16 protein-coding genes are annotated in these 17,673 nt (G+C 64.0%); 8 read left to right on the forward strand and 8 right to left on the reverse strand.

From position 1 onward, the window contains the following. The first annotated feature begins 148 nt into the window (after positions 1 to 148). The gene (locus RPC_RS10340) at positions 149 to 1,237 is read left to right on the forward strand and encodes a TRAP transporter substrate-binding protein (protein ID WP_011472521.1); all 1,089 of its coding nucleotides are present in this window, start codon (positions 149 to 151) and stop codon (positions 1,235 to 1,237) included. 105 nt (positions 1,238 to 1,342) lie between these two features. Here RPC_RS10340 and RPC_RS10345 read toward each other — a convergent pair whose 3' ends face one another. Further along, positions 1,343 to 2,527 (reverse strand): TCR/Tet family MFS transporter, encoded by a 1,185-nt coding sequence (locus RPC_RS10345; RefSeq protein ID WP_041802695.1) that lies wholly within the window; start codon positions 2,525 to 2,527, stop codon positions 1,343 to 1,345. A 149-nt stretch (positions 2,528 to 2,676) separates the two neighbouring features. Between RPC_RS10345 and RPC_RS10350 the strand changes: the two genes are divergently transcribed. Then, positions 2,677 to 3,315, forward strand: coding sequence for a TetR/AcrR family transcriptional regulator (locus tag RPC_RS10350; RefSeq protein WP_011472523.1), 639 nt, complete (start codon positions 2,677 to 2,679; stop codon positions 3,313 to 3,315). Positions 3,316 to 3,545: 230 nt separating this feature from the next. Here RPC_RS10350 and RPC_RS10355 read toward each other — a convergent pair whose 3' ends face one another. The 6 genes from RPC_RS10355 to gph form a co-directional block, all read right to left on the reverse strand. Next, positions 3,546 to 4,655, reverse strand: a complete 1,110-nt coding sequence (locus tag RPC_RS10355; protein ID WP_011472524.1) for an ISAs1-like element ISRpa5 family transposase — start codon at positions 4,653 to 4,655, stop codon at positions 3,546 to 3,548. 290 nt (positions 4,656 to 4,945) lie between these two features. Next, positions 4,946 to 6,784, reverse strand: coding sequence for a TRAP transporter large permease (locus RPC_RS10360; RefSeq protein ID WP_011472525.1), 1,839 nt, complete (start codon positions 6,782 to 6,784; stop codon positions 4,946 to 4,948). Positions 6,785 to 6,820: 36 nt separating this feature from the next. Then, on the reverse strand, positions 6,821 to 7,417 hold the full coding sequence (locus RPC_RS10365; protein WP_011472526.1) for a TRAP transporter small permease subunit: 597 nt from the start codon (positions 7,415 to 7,417) through the stop codon (positions 6,821 to 6,823). A 184-nt stretch (positions 7,418 to 7,601) separates the two neighbouring features. After that, complete coding sequence (moaA, locus tag RPC_RS10370) at positions 7,602 to 8,636, reverse strand: GTP 3',8-cyclase MoaA (protein WP_011472527.1); 1,035 nt, start codon at positions 8,634 to 8,636, stop codon at positions 7,602 to 7,604. Positions 8,637 to 8,756: 120 nt separating this feature from the next. Then, positions 8,757 to 9,185, reverse strand: coding sequence for a hypothetical protein (locus RPC_RS10375; protein WP_011472528.1), 429 nt, complete (start codon positions 9,183 to 9,185; stop codon positions 8,757 to 8,759). Between the two features lie 147 nt (positions 9,186 to 9,332). Then, positions 9,333 to 10,019 carry a phosphoglycolate phosphatase gene (gene gph / locus RPC_RS10380; RefSeq protein ID WP_011472529.1) on the reverse strand — a complete coding sequence of 229 codons (687 nt, stop codon included), beginning with the start codon at positions 10,017 to 10,019 and terminating at the stop codon, positions 9,333 to 9,335. A gap of 143 nt (positions 10,020 to 10,162) precedes the next feature. Between gph and rpiA the strand changes: the two genes are divergently transcribed. From rpiA to gor, 3 genes are read left to right on the forward strand one after another with little or no spacing between them, the layout of a single operon-like run. Beyond that, positions 10,163 to 10,861: a ribose-5-phosphate isomerase RpiA gene (gene rpiA / locus RPC_RS10385; protein WP_011472530.1), complete on the forward strand. Its 699-nt coding sequence runs from the start codon at positions 10,163 to 10,165 to the stop codon at positions 10,859 to 10,861. Between the two features lie 25 nt (positions 10,862 to 10,886). Next, on the forward strand, positions 10,887 to 11,408 hold the full coding sequence (locus RPC_RS10390) for a DUF2059 domain-containing protein (protein WP_011472531.1): 522 nt from the start codon (positions 10,887 to 10,889) through the stop codon (positions 11,406 to 11,408). A 43-nt stretch (positions 11,409 to 11,451) separates the two neighbouring features. Further along, on the forward strand, positions 11,452 to 12,837 hold the full coding sequence (gene gor, locus RPC_RS10395) for a glutathione-disulfide reductase (protein ID WP_011472532.1): 1,386 nt from the start codon (positions 11,452 to 11,454) through the stop codon (positions 12,835 to 12,837). 200 nt (positions 12,838 to 13,037) lie between these two features. Here gor and RPC_RS10400 read toward each other — a convergent pair whose 3' ends face one another. Next, a complete protein-coding gene (locus RPC_RS10400) occupies positions 13,038 to 13,943 on the reverse strand; it encodes an alpha/beta hydrolase family protein (protein ID WP_011472533.1) in 906 nt (301 codons plus the stop codon). 178 nt (positions 13,944 to 14,121) lie between these two features. Here RPC_RS10400 and RPC_RS10405 point away from each other — a divergent pair, with 178 nt between their 5' ends. The 3 genes from RPC_RS10405 to RPC_RS10415 are packed head-to-tail and all read left to right on the forward strand — an operon-like array spanning position 14,122 to position 17,662. Then, positions 14,122 to 15,510, forward strand: coding sequence for a class II 3-deoxy-7-phosphoheptulonate synthase (locus RPC_RS10405; RefSeq protein ID WP_011472534.1), 1,389 nt, complete (start codon positions 14,122 to 14,124; stop codon positions 15,508 to 15,510). A gap of 1 nt (position 15,511) precedes the next feature. Continuing rightward, complete coding sequence (locus RPC_RS10410; protein WP_011472535.1) at positions 15,512 to 15,865, forward strand: diacylglycerol kinase; 354 nt, start codon at positions 15,512 to 15,514, stop codon at positions 15,863 to 15,865. Positions 15,866 to 15,907: 42 nt separating this feature from the next. Next, a complete protein-coding gene (locus RPC_RS10415; RefSeq protein WP_208855644.1) occupies positions 15,908 to 17,662 on the forward strand; it encodes an NAD+ synthase in 1,755 nt (584 codons plus the stop codon). Positions 17,663 to 17,673 lie beyond the last annotated feature (11 nt).

The raw sequence follows: 17,673 nt of genomic DNA on the forward strand, positions 1-17,673 counted from the left end.
GCTGATCGGCGACCTCGCGGCGTTTTCCCGTCGCCCTACATCGTGGTACAGACCACACACCAGAGCGTCTTCGGCGAGGGCATTGGCCTCGCCGTCGAACACGCCCGAGGGAAATTCCGGGAAACGCCGGCAACAAGGAGAAGGCTTGATGAAACGTCGTGACTTTTTGAAAGTATCCGCAACCGGCGCTGCGGTCGCCGCGGTGGCGTCGCCGGCGATTGCGCAGTCCTCGCCGGAAATCAAGTGGCGGCTGACCTCGAGTTTCCCGAAGTCGCTCGACACCATCTATGGCGGCGCGGAATATCTCGCCAAGCAAGTCGCCGAGATGACCGACAACAAGTTCCAGATCCAGGTGTTCGCGGCCGGCGAAATCGTGCCCGGCCTGCAGGCGCTCGACGCCACTTCGAACAACACCGTCGAGATGAGCCACACCGTGTCCTATTACTACGTCGGCAAGGACCCGACCTTCGCGGTCTATGCGTCGGTGCCGTTCGGGCTGAACGCGCGGCAGCAGAATTCCTGGTGGTATCAGGGCGGCGGCATGGAGCTCGGCAACGAGTTCTACAAGAAATACGGCGTGATCGGATTTCCCTGCGGCAACACCGGGACCCAGATGGGCGGCTGGTTCCGCAAGGAGATCAAGACCGTGGCCGATCTGTCCGGGCTGAAATTCCGCATCGGCGGCATCGCCGGCCAGGTGCTGCAGAAGCTCGGCGTGGTGCCGCAGCAGATCGCCGGCGGCGACATCTATCCGGCGCTGGAAAAGGGCACCATCGACGCGGCCGAGTGGGTCGGCCCCTATGACGACGAGAAGCTCGGCTTCCAGAAGGTCGCGAAGTACTACTACTATCCGGGCTTCTGGGAAGGCGGTCCGACCGTGCACGCCTTCGCCAATCTGGAAAAGTACAACTCGCTGCCGAAGAGCTATCAGTCGATCCTGGCCAACGCCGCGCAGGCCACCAACAGCTGGATGGCGGCGCGCTACGACATGCAGAATCCGCCGGCGCTGAAGCGCCTGGTGGCAGGCGGCACGCAGCTGCGGCCGTTCTCCAACGAGGTGCTGGACGCCTGCCTGAAGGCGACCAACGAATTGTGGGGCGAAATCTCCGCCAAGAACGCCGACTTCAAGAAGGGCATCGACGCGATGCAGGCCTACCGCTCCGATCAGTATCTGTGGTGGCAGGTCGCCGAATACACCTTCGACAGCTTCATGATCCGCTCGCGCACCCGCGGCTGATTTTTCGTCGCATCATCGACAATGAAACGCCCGGCCGAAAGGTCGGGCGTTTTTTGTGGGCGCGGGATGACGCGAGGGTGGGGCAGGGCAGGATGAGCGTGCCCGTCACGTCGCAGCGCGGGCGGTCCGGGTGCCGAGAAGAACCAGCGGAATCGCGATTGCATAAATGACGACCACCAAGAGCCAGATGGCTCCGGGCCAGTCGTTTTGAACGACAAAGTAGAACGTCGAGAAGGCGAGCGGCGCTGCGATCGACGCCAGGCTGACGGCCGAGGCCAGCACGCCTTGCAATTGACCTTGACGGTCCGGATCAACCTGCCGGGTGGCCAGGGCTTGAAACGCCGGCGTGCCGATTCCGGCGAGAGCGAACAACGGCATGATGGCGAATACCATCCAGCCTTGATTGGCGAAGGCCAGCGCGACAAGAGCGATACAGGCGCAGGCGATGCCCACCACAACGGCCATGCGCTCGCCAAGCAGTTTGGTCGCGGGGCCGGGCAGCAAGGCCTGCACCAGCGTTTGGCAGATACCGAAAGCGCCGAGCGAAAGCCCGATCCACAGGCCGCTCCATTGAAACGTGTCGAAACCCCACAACGCCCAGCAGACGCCGTAGGCCTCCCCGGTTGCGCTCAAGATGAAGTACACAAACACGACGGGCAAAAGCCCCTTGATGGCGAACACCCAACGCAGCGGCCGAAGCGGGTTGAGCGCGACCAGATCGATCTTCTCACGGGCCGCCGTGCGGGATTCCGGCAGCACGAACAACGCCAGCAGGAGATTGCCGGCGTTCAGCGCGGCGGCGGCGATGAAAGGCAGCCGCAGCCAGGTGTCGCCGAGCAGGCCGCCGAGAACCGGCCCGATGATAAAGCCGATGCCGAACATGGCGTTGGACAGGCCGAATCTGCGGGCGCGCTGGTCCTCGGATGAAATGTCGGTGATGTAGGCCGTTGCCACGGAGACATTGGCGCTGGTCAGGCCGGCAACTGCGCGGCCGAGCATCAGCATCCAAAGCTGCGGTGCGAACGCCATGATGACGTAGTTGATGGCCGCTCCCGCGAGCGAAATCAGCAGCACGGGACGCCGGCCGAGGTTGTCGCTCAAAGCACCGAGCACGGGGGCGAAGACAAACTGCATCACCGCATAGAGCGCGGTCATGATCCCGATATAGGGCGCGATGTTCGGGCTGTGCGTGACATCCTCAAGAAGCCGCGGCAGAACAGGGAAGACGAGGCCGATGCCGACGGCGTCCAGGCAGATGGTGGCAAAAATAACGACAAGCGGCCTGTTCATCATGAGACCAGAGAGCAAGCGCCCGGCCAGGCGGAGGTCAGGGGTTCGATCGCCCTACCTCTCATATCGCCTTGTTGATGCGACCAATTTTTCATATACTTGATCCCGATATATACTCAGTATAGTTTTTTTAAGCCATCAGGAGCGCCATGTCAATTCCATCCGACCGCCGATCCCGGAAGCGTCTCGCCACGCGCGAAGGCATCTCCGACGCTGCCACGCGCCTCTTCATCGAGCGGGGGTTCGATCATGTGACGGTGGACGACATTGCGGCCGCCGCTGACGTCGGGCGAATGACGGTGTTCAACCATTTCCCCCGCAAGGAGGACATGTTCTTTGATCGCGACGAAGAGGGCCGCCAGATGCTGCGCGAAGCCTTGCTGCAGCGTGATCCCGGCGTCGGTCTGATCGAGGCGTATGGTCTGCTCGCCCATCGGCTGATTGCGGAACACAGCCCAGTCGTCGAATTTTCTGCGAGGAGCCAAAGCTTCATAGAGGCGATCGAGGCCAGCGAAACCCTCAAGGCGAGGGCCCGGGCGATCCGTGACGAGTTCGCGCAAGTGGTAGCGCTGGCGCTTTCCGAATGCGCAGGGCGAGAACCGAGCGATCCCGACGCCCAATTGGCCGCCGGTCTGTTGTTGGCGGTGTGGACCGTGGCCTTCATCGAGGCGCATCGGACCTTTCGTCAGACGCACGATACCAAGCGAGCGAACGCCGCCTTTCTCGCACTTGTCGATAAGGGAGGCCGCGCTCTCAAAGCTGCCATGGCAGGCACGCCCTACGCCTGAGCCGTCTGCTCCTTGCGGCCGCGGCAGCACATGTCTTTCCCGAGAGTTGGGAGGGAGCGCGCTGCCGGCGCGAATTTTGCGCGTTAGTTAAGTGCGTCATCCTGGGGCGAAGCGTGTTCTCGCGCTGCGTCTCGAAGACGAGCCTCATATCTCGTCACCGCAACCTTTCCCCTCAACTGTCTCTTGCTACAGCAATGAGCGCCTCTGCTCCCCTCCCCGCAAGGGCAGGGCTATCGCATGTGTTGGATGAGTTCGAAGAGGAACGTATCGTTCCATCCTGCACGTTTCAGCTTTCCACGCAGCGATGTGGTGTTGTCTGGATGTGCCCTTGCGACGTTGAGGGCCAGGCGTCTGAGCACGGCGAGGTTGGCGGGGGCGTTGTCCTTGCGATTGCGCGCCAAGTCCTCGTCGAGCACGACGTCGAGCGGCCAATGCAGGCTGTTTTCGATGGTCCAGTGGGTCCGGACGATGCGCAGGACGTCTTTGGGGGGATAGGCCTGGCTCATCAGAAAGTAACGCTCGACGGTCTTGTCGGTGCCGCGCTTGCTGGTGATCCTGGCCACCGCTTTGAGCCCGGCAAAGTCGTGGTCTTGCGCCATCTGCGGGACAGCGGCGACGACAGCACGGCGCTTTTCCTTGCGTCCATGACCGGCATCGACGGTGATCGTCGATGGCTTGCCCTGGCGCGTGGCGGCGCGGATTGCCGCCTTCGCATCCCGCATCAGCGCTGGCTGGTTGTCCTTCACGGCCAGCACATAATCGCCGCCCCGGGCCTTGATCGCTTCGGCCATGCCACGATGGCAATGCAGCGCATCGGCCGTCACGACGCAGCCTTTGAGCTGCAGAAGTTCGATCAGTTGCAAGGCACCGGCGGCTTCGTTGTTGTTCGGGGCCTGCACATTGGCCAGCGCCATGCGGGTCTGCGCCGCCCAGGCCGTCACCATCACGGGCGGCATGTGGCTTCTGCCGCTTTCGTAGCCGCGCCGCAGCGCCTTGCCGTCGAGGGCGATCACCCCTTTCGGCGGCTTGATCTTGGCGCCTTTGGCAAAGGCTTTCATGAAGCGTTGGAACGCCTTCTCGAACGCCTCCGGGTCCAGCATGCGGAACACCCGACTGAACGTGTCGTGGCTCGGAAGGCCGTTCTTCAGGACCAGCACATCCCGCCAAAGATAGGCCTTCATCCGCGCAAACAGCGCCATGTCGGTGCAACTGGTCGCCCCGCACAGCGTCGCCATCAGGGCAATGAACAAGATCTCGGTCAGATCGTGCAACGCATTGCCCGCCCGCGGGTCGGGCAGGTCTTCGAAGCACTCCGCAAATCGATCCATCGGCTGCTCCATCCGAATCGGGAGCCTCCTTCAGAATCAATTTCCCTCCGCTTCGCAACAGCTTACAAATTCCCACATGCGATTCCCCTGCCCGCAAGGGGGAGGGGAGCGCGCTGCCGATGTGGTGAGGCCGATAGCAGGTCAAGCCCTGTGTCCCGGACGCAGAGCGGCGCAATTGCGCCGCTTTGCGAGCCGGGACCGTTCCAAGCGCCGCGCTTCGCAACGGCCCGGCTCGGCAACGCATCACGCCGCAAGGACGACGCGCCGCGCTGCGTCCGGGGCACGCTCATGGCGCCCGCCCGCTACTTCGACGGCCCGAAATCCAGCGGCGCCTGGTCCATCGGCGGCAGGTCGAATTCGATCTTGGAGGGATCGACGGTGGAGGCGACGCCCTTGTAGTGCATCACCATCGCCGGGAAGGTGATCACCAGGGCGACCATGATCACCTGGATGATCACGAACGGCACCGCGCCCCAATAGATCTGCCCGGTGGTGACCGGCTCCATCCGCTTGCCGCTGATCCGGTCGAGATAGGATTCCTTCGGCGCCACCGAGCGCAGGTAGAACAGCGCAAAGCCGAACGGCGGATGCATGAACGAGGTCTGCATGTTGACGCCGAGCATCACCCCGAACCAGATCAGATCGATGCCGAGCTTTTCGGCGGCGGGTCCCAACAGCGGAATCACGATGAAGGCGAGTTCGAAGAAATCCAGGAAGAACGCCAGGATGAACACGAAGGCGTTGACGAAGATCAGGAAGCCGACCTGGCCGCCGGGCAGCCCGACCAGCAGCTCCTCGACCCAGCGGTGGCCGTCGACGCCGTAGAAGGTCAGCGAGAACACCCGCGCGCCGACCAGGATGAACACCACGAAGGCGGAGAGTTTCGCGGTGGCCTCGGTGGCCTGCTTGGTGAGATCGAAGGTCAGCCGGCCCTTCATCAGCGCCAGCAGGATGGCGCCGGCGGCGCCCATCGCGCCGCCCTCGGTCGGGGTGGCGACGCCGATGAAAATCGTGCCGAGCACCAGGAAGATCAGCCCGAGCGGCGGCACCATCACGAACACCACCTGCTCGGCGAGCTTGGAGAGCAGTTTGAGGCGGGTGACGTGGTTGATCACCGCCAGCACGAACGACAGCGCCACGGTGACCGACATCGTCAGCACCACATAGTCGGCGCCGGATTTCACGTCGGTGAAGCTCATCGCGACGATGCCGATCGCGGTCGAGCCGGCTACCACCAGGAACAGCGACATCGTCATGGTGCGGATGATGCCGATGAAGGGACGCGTCAGGATTCCCAGCAGAATGACGAACCAGAAGCCCTGCAGCGCCAGCTTGCCGAGACCGATCATGTCGAAGGCCGGCTGCGTCCAGTCGAACAGCCCGACATGCACCGTGAAGAAATACGCCGATGCCGCCGCCGACAGCGCCGCCAACGGCAGGATCAACGGATGCTTCGCGGTCTCCAATTCGCGCAGCGTTTGCGCTTCCAACGGCAGGCCCGGCACCGCTTTCGGGGCGATCAGCGTGACCAGGAAGATATAGCCGGCATACATCAGCGCCAGCACGATGCCGGGAATGAACGCGCCTTCGTACATGTCGCCGACCGAACGGCCGAGCTGGTCGGCCATCACGATCAGCACCAGCGACGGCGGAATGATCTGCGCCAGCGTTCCCGACGCGGCGATCACGCCGGTGGCGACGCGGCGGTCGTAACCGTAGCGCAGCATGATCGGCAGCGAGATCAGCCCCATCGAGATCACCGAGGCGGCGACCACGCCGGTGGTGGCGGCGAGCAATGCTCCGACGAACACCACGGCGTAGGCGATGCCGCCGCGGATCGAGCCGAACAATTGCCCGATGGTTTCCAGTAGATCCTCGGCCATGCCGGATCGCTCCAGCACCAGCCCCATGAAGGTGAAGAATGGGATCGCCAACAGCGTGTCGTTGTTCATTACGCCGTAGACGCGTTCTGGCAGCGCCTGCATGAAGTCCGGGCGGAACAGGCCGAGTTCGATGCCGATGAAGGCGAACAACAAGCCGTTGGCCGCCAGCGAGAACGCCACCGGGTAACCTAGCAGCAGAAACAGCACCAGCGAGGCGAACATGATCGGCGCCATGTAGTGAATGAACATCGCGGTCATTCGGTTTTGCCCTTCAATTCGATGACCAGGATGAATTCAATGCTTGTCGCCGGCGATCACCGCCGCCAGCCGTTCGGCTTCCAGTTCGGCGGCGCGGTGCGCGCTGATCGCCGAGGCGTTGGAATCCGGGATGATCCCCAGCATCATCGCGGCGCGTTTGATGATCTCGGAGATGCCCTGCAGCAACAAAAGCACGCAGGCGATCATGATCAGCGACTTCGCCGGCCATTGCGGCAGCCCGCCGGCGCTGAACGATTGCTCGTTCTGACTCAGCGAAGTCAGGAAGAACGGGATCGACCACCACAGCATGATCAGCGTGAACGGCAGCAGGAACAGCACGTGGCCGATCATGTCGATCCAGCCGCGCAGTTTCAGCGGCAGCGAGTGATTGATGATGTCGATGCGGATGTGTTCGTTGTTGAGTAGCGTCCATGGCGAGCACAGCAGGAACACCACGCTGAACAACACCCACTGCAATTCCAGGTACGAATTCGACGACACGTCGAAGATCTTGCGGATGATCGCGTTGGTCGCGGATATCACCACCGCGACCACGATCAGCCACGACACCCATCGACCAATCAGCGTGTTGAACGCGTCGATCGCCCGGCTCACTCCCAGCATCGCCCGCACTGTGCGACCTCCCGTTTTGCCTCCCCGATTGAGCAACGGGGAATGCGAAGCGTCGGCACCATTTCAGCGCGGTTACGGGTCGTCAATTGGAAATTCGACAAATTAACGTAACATCAAGCCGTTATGCCGCGATGAATCGCGCTGCGACGGGGCGGCGGGCAGCGGTCCGGCGGCGATGCGGCGCTTAGCCGCCGGTGACGCTCATATGCCGGCTGACGCTGGGCCGGTTATGCTGGCGGTCGATGATGAAGTCGTGGCCCTTCGGCTTCAGGGCGATGGCGCGGTCGATCGCTTCGCCGAGCAATTCGTCGCTCTGCGAGCCGCGCAGCGGCCGGCGCAGATCCGAGGCGTCTTCATGGCCGAGGCAGGTGTGCAGCGTGCCGGTGCAGGTGACCCGGACGCGATTGCAGGATTCGCAGAAATTATGCGTCATCGGCGTGATGAAGCCGAGCTTGCCGCCGGTCTCGCTGACCCGGACGTAGCGGGCAGGGCCGCCGGTGTTGTCGTCGAGATCGATCAACGTGTAGTGGCCGGCGAGCCGGGCGCGCAGCAGTGACAGCGGCACGTACTGATCGATGCGGCCTTCGCCGATCTCGCCCATCGGCATCACCTCGATCAAGGTGAGCGCCATGCCCTTGCCATGCGCCCATTCCATCAGCGAGGGGATCTCGTCCTCGTTGACGTCCTTCAGCGCCACCGCGTTGATCTTCACCGCGAGCCCGGCGTCGCGGGCGGCGTCGATGCCGGCCAAGACCTTGCCGAGATCGCCCCACCGGGTGATGGCGCGGAATTTGTCAGGGTCGAGGGTGTCGAGCGAGACGTTGATGCGCCGGACGCCGCAGTCGGCGAGTTCGGCGGCGTAGCGCGCAAGCTGCGAGCCGTTGGTGGTGAGCGTCAGCTCGTCCAGCGCGCCGGTGTGCAGGTGGCGCGACAGCGAGCGCACCAGCGACATCATGTTGCGGCGCACCAGCGGCTCGCCACCGGTTAGCCGCAACTTTTTCACGCCCTTTGCGATGAACGCCGAGCACAGCCGGTCGAGCTCTTCCAGCGTCAACAGGTCGGCCCGCGGCAGGAAGGTCATGTCCTCGGACATGCAATAGACGCAGCGCAGATCGCAGCGGTCGGTGATCGAGACCCGCAAATAGCTGATGGTGCGGCCAAACGGATCGGTCATCGCCGAGCCGCCGGGTGCCATTGGAGTCAGCGTCGATCCGATCATCCGCCATGCCCTTACGCTCGCCGCCGGTGCGGCGGTGTTTTCGTAATGTAGGCACGACGGCGGCTCCGCACAATCACGCAACTATGTTGCGTTGCGGCGCGGAACCGGTCGGCTGGCTGGTTATTCCGGCTGCGGGAACGGAGATTCGGCAGGGGCCGCCTCGGCGGGCTTCGGCTTCCGCTTGCGCACCATCTTCGACTTCTTGGTCGGCGCCAATGGCTGCAGCTCCGCCACCACCGGGTTTGGATCGATCGTGGTGGTCGGCGGCGAGGTGAAGTCGCCCGGCGTCCGCGTCACGGTGACCGGGACCGTCGCGGTCTGGAATTTGTTCAGCGTGAAGGTCACGCTCAAATTCTCGCTGGGCGGAATCTCGACGGAGCAGGGCGTCTTGCAGCTTGGTCCGGCCGAGGTGCGGGCTTCCGCGCCCGGTGGCACCGAGTCCAATTGCACTGTGACGGGAGGCGGAGCCGATTTGAAGGCATCCAACGAAAACGAAGAACAGCCAGCCAAGCCAAGGCCCGCTGCCGCAATCACAATGACACGACGCATGATACAATCCACTAATTTGCGACTTACAGCCACAGTCCCAACTTGACCATAGGAGCGTCCCGCCCCCCTGGCAACCGCGCGGAGCGGACCCGTTAATTATTGGTTAACGACTGTGGCCGATCGACACTGCACTGTTGAATCAAGGATTTAGCGAGGCGCCTGGACGGCGGACAGGCTCTCGACGGCGGCCGGCAGGTCGCGCATATGTCCGATCAGCCGATCCGGCTTCAGCTCGGCGATCGGAACGTCGGTATAACCGAACTCCACTCCGATCACCGGGATCCCGGCGCGGCGGGCAACGCCGACGTCGGGGCCGGCGTCGCCGACCATGATCGCGCCGGCCATCTGGGCTCCTGCCATGGCCACCGTCTGTCGCAGGATCACCGGGTCCGGCTTCGCCACGCCGAAGGTGTCGCCGCCGCAGATGGCTGAAAAGCGTTTGGTCATATCCAGCTTGTCCAGCAGCAGTTTCGCCAGCCACTCCAGCTTGTTGGTGCAGACCGCGAAGCGATATCCATCGGCCGCCAGCTGATCGAGGGCCTCATCCAAGCCTTCGAACGGGCGCGAGGCGTCGGCGATATGCTCGGCGTAATAATCGATGAAGTCGTTGGTCAGCCGGGTGATGTCGGCCGCGCTGGTGACCCGGCCGTCGATCTCCAGGCCGCGCTCGATCAGTTTGCGGACGCCGGCGCCGATCATGTTGCGGGCGGCGGGGAATTCGACCGGAGGCATGCCTTCGCGAACCAGCATGTGGTTGAGGGCGCTGATCAGGTCGGGCGCGGTATCGACCAGGGTGCCGTCGAGATCGAAGACGATGATGCGAGATGATGTCATATCTTTTCGCTACAGCCCCTGGGGCGATTGCGCAACCGTCTGTGGCCGGCAAGGTGAATTCCGCGCTGTTCGCGGTCGGGAAACGACGCTAGATATGCCCGCCGCCATCGGGCGGAGGGCGCGGTCAAAAGGGACAATCGTTCATGAGCTCGGATGAATTGAAGAGGCAGGCGGCCGCGGCTGCGCTCGAGCACGTTCGCGACGGCATGAAGCTCGGCCTCGGCACCGGTTCGACCGCCAAACACTTCGTCGAGCTGCTCGGCGAACGGGTGCGCGGCGGTCTGAACGTGGTGGGCGTGCCGACCTCCGAGGTCACGCGCGCCGACGCGCTGCGTTGCGGCATCGCCCTGACCACGCTGGACGAGGTCGACCGGCTCGACCTCACGGTGGACGGCGCCGACGAAATCAATGCCGCGCTCAACCTGATCAAGGGCGGCGGCGGCGCCTTGCTACGCGAGAAGATCGTCGCTGCGGCCTCCGACCGCATGATCGTGATCGCCGACGAAAGCAAACTGGTCGCCAATCTCGGCCGCTTTCCGCTGCCCATTGAAGTCAATTCCTTCGGTCTGGCCGCGACGCTGCGCGCGATCGAAGAGGCCTGCGCCGAATGTGGCGTTTTCGGACCGCTTTCGTTGCGAAAAGGCAGCGACGGCCATGCTTTCGTCACCGATGGGGGCCACTGGATCGTGGACGCCCAATTGGGGCGGATCCCCGATGCTCCCAGCCTGGCGGACCAGCTCAACGCGATCCCGGGCGTTGTCGAGAACGGGTTGTTTATTGGTCTGGCAAGCATGGCGGTGCTGGCGGGCCCCAACGGAATCCGCATCATTGAACGGCCGTGAGCGCCGCAATTCTGGAGAAATCGTCATGAGATATTTTGTCAACGCGCTGCTTGCGGCCGGCCTTGCGTTCGGGTTGTCGCTGTCGGGCGCTTCCGCTCAGGCGCCGGCGCCGGCACCGCTGAAGCCGGCCTCGCCGGCGGCGGTCGCCGCGGCCAAGGAAATTCTGACGATGAAGAACGTCAGCGCGATGTACGCCGCCGCGGTGCCGAACATCGTTCAGCGCACCAAGGAAACCCTGCTGCAGAACAACCTCAACTATCAGAAAGACCTGAACGAGGTTGCGCTGGTGGTGGCGAAGGCGATGGCGGGTCGCGAGAAGGACATCGGCGAGCAGATGGCCAAGATCTACGCCAGCGATTTCACCGAGCAGGAGCTGAAGGATCTCGTCACCTTCTACAAGTCCCCGCTCGGCCAGAAGCTGTTGGCGCAGGAGCCGAAGACCATTTCGGCCAGCATGCAGTACATGAATCAGTGGGCGCAGAGCTTTGCCGAAGAGGTCAACGGCCAATTCCGCGCCGAGATGCGCAAGCGCGGCAAGGAAATCTGAGTCGCGACATCCGACTCGAACACTCGATCAGGCGCGAGGCGACATGAGCGATTTCGACGTCGATCTATTTGTGGTGGGCGGTGGCTCGGGCGGCGTACGCGCCGCGCGGATAGCCGCCGGCCACGGCGCCCGGGTGATGATCGCCGAAGAATATCGATTCGGCGGCACCTGTGTGATTCGCGGCTGCGTGCCGAAGAAGCTCTTGGTCTACGCCTCTCATGTTCAGCATGAGCTCGCCGATGCCGCCGGCTTCGGCTGGACCATCCCACAGGCCAGCTTCGATTGGCCGACGCTGATCGCCAACAAGGACCGCGAGATCGACCGGCTGGAATCGATCTACGCCGCGAACGTGGAAAAATCCGGCGCCCAAACCGTGAAGTCGCGGGCGGTGTTCGAGGATCCGCACACGCTGCGGCTCGCCACCGGCGAGACGGTTCGCGCCCGCTACGTCTTGATCGCCACCGGCGGCGCCCCCAACCACGGCACCATCATTCCGGGCATCGAGCACGTCATTTCATCCAATGAAGTGTTTCATCTGCCGGAATTGCCGAAGCGCATCCTGATCCAGGGCGGCGGCTACATCGCGCTTGAATTCGCCTGCATCTTTGCCGGGCTCGGCTGCGACGTCACCGTGGTCTATCGCGGCGACAACATTTTGCGCGGTTTCGACGAGGATGTGCGCGCCCATGTTCGTGCCGAGATGGAGAAGCAGGGCATCACCATCCTGACCGGCTGCACGGTGACCGCGGTCGACAAGCACGGCACCGAATACACCTCGCATCTGTCGAACGGCTCCAGCGTCGGATCGGACCAGGTGATGTTCGCGATCGGACGCCACCCCAACGTCGCCAATCTCGGGTTGGAAAAGGCCGGCGTCGCCATCGACCCGGTGATCGGCGGAATCGCCGTCGACGGCTTCTCGCAGACCTCGGTGCCGCATATTTACGCCATCGGCGACGTCACCCACCGCATCAATCTGACCCCGGTGGCGATCCGCGAGGGCCACGCCTTCGCCGACACGGTGTTCGGCAATCGGCCGGTGCAGGTCGATTACAACGAGATCCCGACCGCGGTGTTCTCGCAGCCCGAAGTCGGCACCGTGGGGCTGACCGAGGCGCAGGCGCGGGCGGCCTTCACCCATGTCGACATCTACAAGGCGAGCTTTCGGCCGATGAAAGCGACGTTGTCCGGCCGCGACACCCGGGTGCTGATGAAGCTGGTGGTGGACGGCAACAGCAATCGCGTGCTGGGCTGTCACATCGTCGGCGACGAGGCCGCCGAACTGGTGCAGGTGATCGCGATCGCGGTGAAGATGAAAGCCACCAAGGCGGATTTCGACGCCACCATGGCGCTGCATCCGACCGCCGCCGAAGAACTCGTCACCATGCGCACGCCCTTCGCGCGCTACGTGCGCGAAGCGGCGGAATAACAGCAGTTTGTCATCCCGGGGCACGAGCAGCGTCAGCTGCGAGTGAGCCCGGGATCCATAATCCCTGGCAGCAATGATTAAGCGCGTCGCACCCCTTCGGTGGCTGCGGCGTATGGATTCCGGACTTGCTCGTTCTTGCGAACTCGCAATCCGGAATGACGGCTTTGCTTTCAGTTGAAGGCGTCACGCCGAGGGGCTCGTTATTCGCTTTCTTCCTCCAATAGCCACTCCGCCGCGTCGCGCCACAGCGTGTCGCGATGCTCCGGCCGGAAGAATCCGAAATGGCCGATCTTGGCGACGCCCGAATCGGCGGGACTGACGTCGACGATCTCCGGGACGATCGAACTAAAGCCTTCGCACAACAGTTCAACCGCCTCGCGCGTCGCCCACGGATCGTCGGTGATGCACAGCGCCCGCAACGCGCCGCGGTAGAACGGGAAATTCGCCAGCGCGATCAGCCCTGCGTCGTCGAACATGTAACGCTCCCGCATCACCCAATCGACCCACTGCAGGAATACGCCCTTCGGCAGATCTTCGCCCAGCCCGAGGCGGCCCGGCGCATAGCCCATTAGATAAGTCAGCGGCACGCCGACCAGATTGAGCAGCAGCAGCACGCGATAGCGCTCCGGCGCCGTCATCAGTTTCCAGGATCCGGCTTGTGCGGCGATCAACAGCGCGCGCGACACCTCGTGGTTGTTCGGCAACAATCCCAGCGCCTGGCCGCCGAACGAATGGCCGACATAACGCAGCGGCATCGCGTCGTAGCGCTGCCGCATCCAGGCCACCGCGGCGCTGACGTCGCGCTCGGCCCAGTCCGCCATGGTGGCCTGAAAGCCGACCAGCGAGCAGGGCTGGCCGCCGCTGCGCAACGACGGTTGCCGGGAGCCGCCGGTGCCGCGATAATCGTAGGTCAAGACTGCGCTGCCGCGCCGCGCCAGATAGCTGGCAAAGCCCCGGTAGATCTTGCGCGGCACCGCGGTGGCGGAATTGATCAGCACCGCATGCTTTTTGGCGCCGCGTGGCAAATACAGTGTCGCCGCCAGCACAAATCCATCGGTTGCAGGAAAGGTGATGTCGTCGGAGAACACATCGTCGGGCGCGGCCATAACCAAGGCGAATTCCGGAAAGCCTGTTGGAAAGCCCCCAACAGAGGCGAATTCGGCTTTGACTGCAAGGGGTTGTGTTCTGCGCATGAATTCCAACTGGCGGTGCGGCACAAGCCTGTGTATAACCCGCCCGCCGCCGGGTACCCTAACTCGCGGTTTTTCCTCAGGAGTTGATCTCATGTCCGAGCGGTGGACACTCGACAGTTGGCGCAGCAAGCCGGTGCAGCAAATGCCGGATTATCCGGATGCCAAGGCGCTTGGCGAGGTCGAGGCGCAGCTGGCCACGTTTCCGCCGCTGGTTTTTGCAGGTGAGGCGCGCAATCTGAAGCGGGCACTGGCGCGGGTTTGCGCCGGCGAAGCCTTCCTGTTGCAGGGCGGCGACTGCGCCGAGAGCTTCGCCGAGCACGGCGCCAACAATATCCGGGATTTCTTCCGCGTGCTGCTGCAGATGTCGGTGGTCTTGACCTATGCCGGCGCGCTGCCGGTGGTGAAGGTCGGCCGCATCGCCGGGCAATTCGCCAAGCCGCGGTCCTCGCCGATGGAAAAGCGCGGCGACGTCGAATTGCCGAGCTATCGCGGCGACATCGTCAACGACATCGGCTTCACTGCGGCGTCGCGGGTGCCCGATCCGCAGCGCCAGCTGATGGCCTATCGGCAGTCGGCGGCGACGCTGAACCTGCTGCGGGCGTTTGCCACTGGCGGCTTCGCCAATCTCGGCAGCGTGCACCAGTGGATGCTTGGTTTCCTGAAGGACTCCCACCAGTCGCGGCGTTACAAAGAGTTGGCCGACCGGATCTCCGACGCGCTGAACTTCATGCGCGCCTGCGGCCTCAACCTGGAAAGCCATCCGGAGTTGCGCGCCACCGAGATCTACACCAGCCATGAGGCGCTGCTGCTCGGCTACGAGCAGGCCTTCACCCGGGTGGATTCCACCACCGGCGATTGGTACGCCACCTCCGGCCACATGTTGTGGATCGGCGACCGCACCCGCCAGCTCGATCACGCCCATATCGAATATTTCCGCGGCATCAAGAATCCGATCGGGTTGAAGTGCGGCCCGTCGCTCAAGACCGATGAATTGCTGAAGCTGATCGACGTGCTCAATCCGGACAACGAGCCGGGTCGCCTCACGCTGATCGGCCGGTTCGGCGCCGACAAGATCGGCGACAGCCTGCCGGGGATGATCCGCGCCGTGCAGCGCGAGGGCCGCGCCGTGGTGTGGTCGTGCGATCCGATGCACGGCAACACCATCACCTCGACCTCGGGCTACAAGACCCGGCCGTTCGACCGCATCCTGTCGGAGGTGAAATCGTTCTTCACCATCCACGCCGCGGAAGGCACCCACGCCGGCGGCGTGCACCTCGAGATGACCGGCCAGGACGTCACCGAATGCATCGGCGGGGCGCGGGCGATCACCGACGAGGACCTCAACAACCGCTATCACACCGCCTGCGATCCGCGGCTCAATGCCGAGCAGTCGATCGACATGGCGTTCCTGATCGCGGAACTGTTGAAGCAGGATCGGGTCGGCAAGGCCAGCCCGTTGCCGGTCGCCGCTGGACTGTGATGTGCTGCGGTTCTGGCGGGCGACCATCAATACCCGGAACGGGCTCGCCTTCGCGATCCGTTCCGAAGCCGCGATCCGCGAGGAGCTGATCGCGCTGGCGCTGGCGTTGCCGCTGGCGTTTCTGGTCGGATCGACCGCGATGCGCCGGGTCGAGCTGATTGCGGTGGTGGTGCTGGTGCTGGTGGTGGAACTGCTCAACACCGCGATCGAGAAGCTGGCCGACCGGCTCACCACCGAGCACGATCCGCAGATCGGCCGGGTCAAGGATATGGGCTCCGCCGCGGTCGGCGTCGCTTTGGTGATGGCCGGGCTGTTCTGGCTGTTCGCTTTGGCCGAACGGATCGGCATGGTCTAGCCCGACATTGCGCCGCCGCGCGGTCGCGGCTAGATGTTTTTCATGACCGAACAAGCTGACTTCAAGATCACGCTGGCGCAATTGAACCCGACGGTCGGCGATATCGCCGGCAACGCCGGCCTGGCCCGCGCGGCGCGGGCGAGGGCGGCCGCAGACGGCGCCCAGTTGATCGTATTTCCCGAGCTGTTCATCTCCGGCTATCCGCCGGAGGATTTGGTGTTGAAGCCGGCATTCCAGGCGGCCTGCCGCGCCGCGGTCGAGGACCTGGCGCGCGACACCGCCGATGGCGGCCCCGCGATGCTGGTCGGCTCGCCTTGGGTCGACGGCGGCAAGCTGTACAACGCCTGCGCGCTGCTCGACGCAGGCGCGATCGCCGCGATCCGCTTCAAGGTCAATCTGCCGAATTACGGCGTGTTCGATGAAAAGCGGGTGTTTTGCCGCGGCCCGGTGTCCGGGCCGGTGACGATCCGCGGCGTCCGCGTCGGCGTGCCGATCTGCGAAGACACCTGGATGGAGGAATCCGCCGACTACGAGAACGTGGTCGAGTGCCTGGCCGAGACCGGCGCCGAAATCCTGATCGTGCCGAACGGCTCGCCTTACGCCCGCGGCAAGGCCGATCTGCGGCTGTCGGTGCAGGTGGCGCGGGTCACCGAGAGCGATCTGCCGCTGATCTATGTCAATCAGGTCGGCGGCCAGGACGAATTGGTGTTCGACGGCGCCTCGTTCGCGCTGAACGCCGATCGCACGCTGGCGGCGCAATTGCCGGCGTTCGAACAAAGCCTCACCACGCTGCGCTGGGTCAACGGCGATTCCGGCTGGCGCTGCGACGGCGCGATCGCGCCGGTGATCGAGGACGACGAGGCCGATTACGCCGCCTGCGTGCTGGGCCTGCGCGACTACGTCAACAAGAACGGCTTTCCCGGCGTGCTGCTCGGCATTTCCGGCGGCATCGATTCCGCGCTGTGCGCGGCGATCGCGGTCGACGCGCTGGGGGTGGAGCGGGTGCGCGGCGTGATGCTGCCGTTCCGCTTCACCGCGCAGGTCTCGCTCGACGACGCGGCGAAACTCGCGGGCGCGCTCGGATTTAAGTACGAAGTGCTGCCGATCGCCCAAGCGGTCAACGGCTTCGAGGAGATTCTCGCCGGCACCTTCAGGGGCCTGCCGCGCGACATCACCGAAGAGAATTTGCAGGCGCGCACCCGTGGCACGCTGCTGATGGCGATCTCCAACAAGACCGGCGCCATGGTGGTGACCACCGGCAACAAGTCGGAAATGTCGGTCGGCTACGCCACGCTGTACGGCGACATGAATGGCGGCTTCAACCCGATCAAGGACATCTACAAGACCGAAGTGTTCCGGCTCTGCACCTTGCGCAACGCCTGGAAGCCCGACGGCGCGTTGGGCCCGTCCGGCGAAGTGATCCCGGTCAACATCATCACCCGCCCGCCGACCGCCGAATTGCGCGAAAACCAGACCGACCAGGATTCGCTGCCGCCTTATGACATCCTCGACGGCATTCTGGAGCGGCTGGTGGAGCGCGAACAGCCGCTGGCGGAGATCGTCGCCGCCGGCTTCGATCGCGACACCGTGGTGCGGATCGACCGATTGCTCAACATCGCCGAATACAAACGCCGGCAGGCCGCGCCGGGCGTGAAAGTCACGCGAAAGAACTTCGGTCGCGATCGCCGCTACCCGATCACCAACCGGTTTCGCGATTCCGGCGCGCCGCTGCGTCAACCTGACGAGGCGTTGGTCGCTCGCGCCAGCCGCGCCACCAGCGATGCGTTCGAGGGGTGATGGCGCGCGGC

The sequence above is a fragment of the Rhodopseudomonas palustris BisB18 genome (assembly GCF_000013745.1).
GTDB classification, from domain to species: Bacteria; Pseudomonadota; Alphaproteobacteria; order Rhizobiales; family Xanthobacteraceae; genus Rhodopseudomonas_A; species Rhodopseudomonas_A palustris_F.

Bases quoted from the DNA above. Each gene is read 5' to 3' on its own strand.
- RPC_RS10340 (WP_011472521.1), top strand. From the start codon at position 149: ATGAAACGTCGTGACTTTTTGAAAGTATCCGCAACCGGCGCTGCGGTC.
- RPC_RS10345 (WP_041802695.1), bottom strand. From the start codon at position 2,527: ATGAACAGGCCGCTTGTCGTTATTTTTGCCACCATCTGCCTGGACGCC.
- RPC_RS10350 (WP_011472523.1), top strand. From the start codon at position 2,677: ATGTCAATTCCATCCGACCGCCGATCCCGGAAGCGTCTCGCCACGCGC.
- RPC_RS10355 (WP_011472524.1), bottom strand. From the start codon at position 4,655: ATGGAGCAGCCGATGGATCGATTTGCGGAGTGCTTCGAAGACCTGCCC.
- RPC_RS10360 (WP_011472525.1), bottom strand. From the start codon at position 6,784: ATGACCGCGATGTTCATTCACTACATGGCGCCGATCATGTTCGCCTCG.
- moaA (WP_011472527.1), bottom strand. From the start codon at position 8,636: ATGATCGGATCGACGCTGACTCCAATGGCACCCGGCGGCTCGGCGATG.
- RPC_RS10375 (WP_011472528.1), bottom strand. From the start codon at position 9,185: ATGCGTCGTGTCATTGTGATTGCGGCAGCGGGCCTTGGCTTGGCTGGC.
- gph (WP_011472529.1), bottom strand. From the start codon at position 10,019: ATGACATCATCTCGCATCATCGTCTTCGATCTCGACGGCACCCTGGTC.
- rpiA (WP_011472530.1), top strand. From the start codon at position 10,163: ATGAGCTCGGATGAATTGAAGAGGCAGGCGGCCGCGGCTGCGCTCGAG.
- RPC_RS10390 (WP_011472531.1), top strand. From the start codon at position 10,887: ATGAGATATTTTGTCAACGCGCTGCTTGCGGCCGGCCTTGCGTTCGGG.
- gor (WP_011472532.1), top strand. From the start codon at position 11,452: ATGAGCGATTTCGACGTCGATCTATTTGTGGTGGGCGGTGGCTCGGGC.
- RPC_RS10400 (WP_011472533.1), bottom strand. From the start codon at position 13,943: ATGGCCGCGCCCGACGATGTGTTCTCCGACGACATCACCTTTCCTGCA.
- RPC_RS10405 (WP_011472534.1), top strand. From the start codon at position 14,122: ATGTCCGAGCGGTGGACACTCGACAGTTGGCGCAGCAAGCCGGTGCAG.
- RPC_RS10415 (WP_208855644.1), top strand. From the start codon at position 15,908: ATGACCGAACAAGCTGACTTCAAGATCACGCTGGCGCAATTGAACCCG.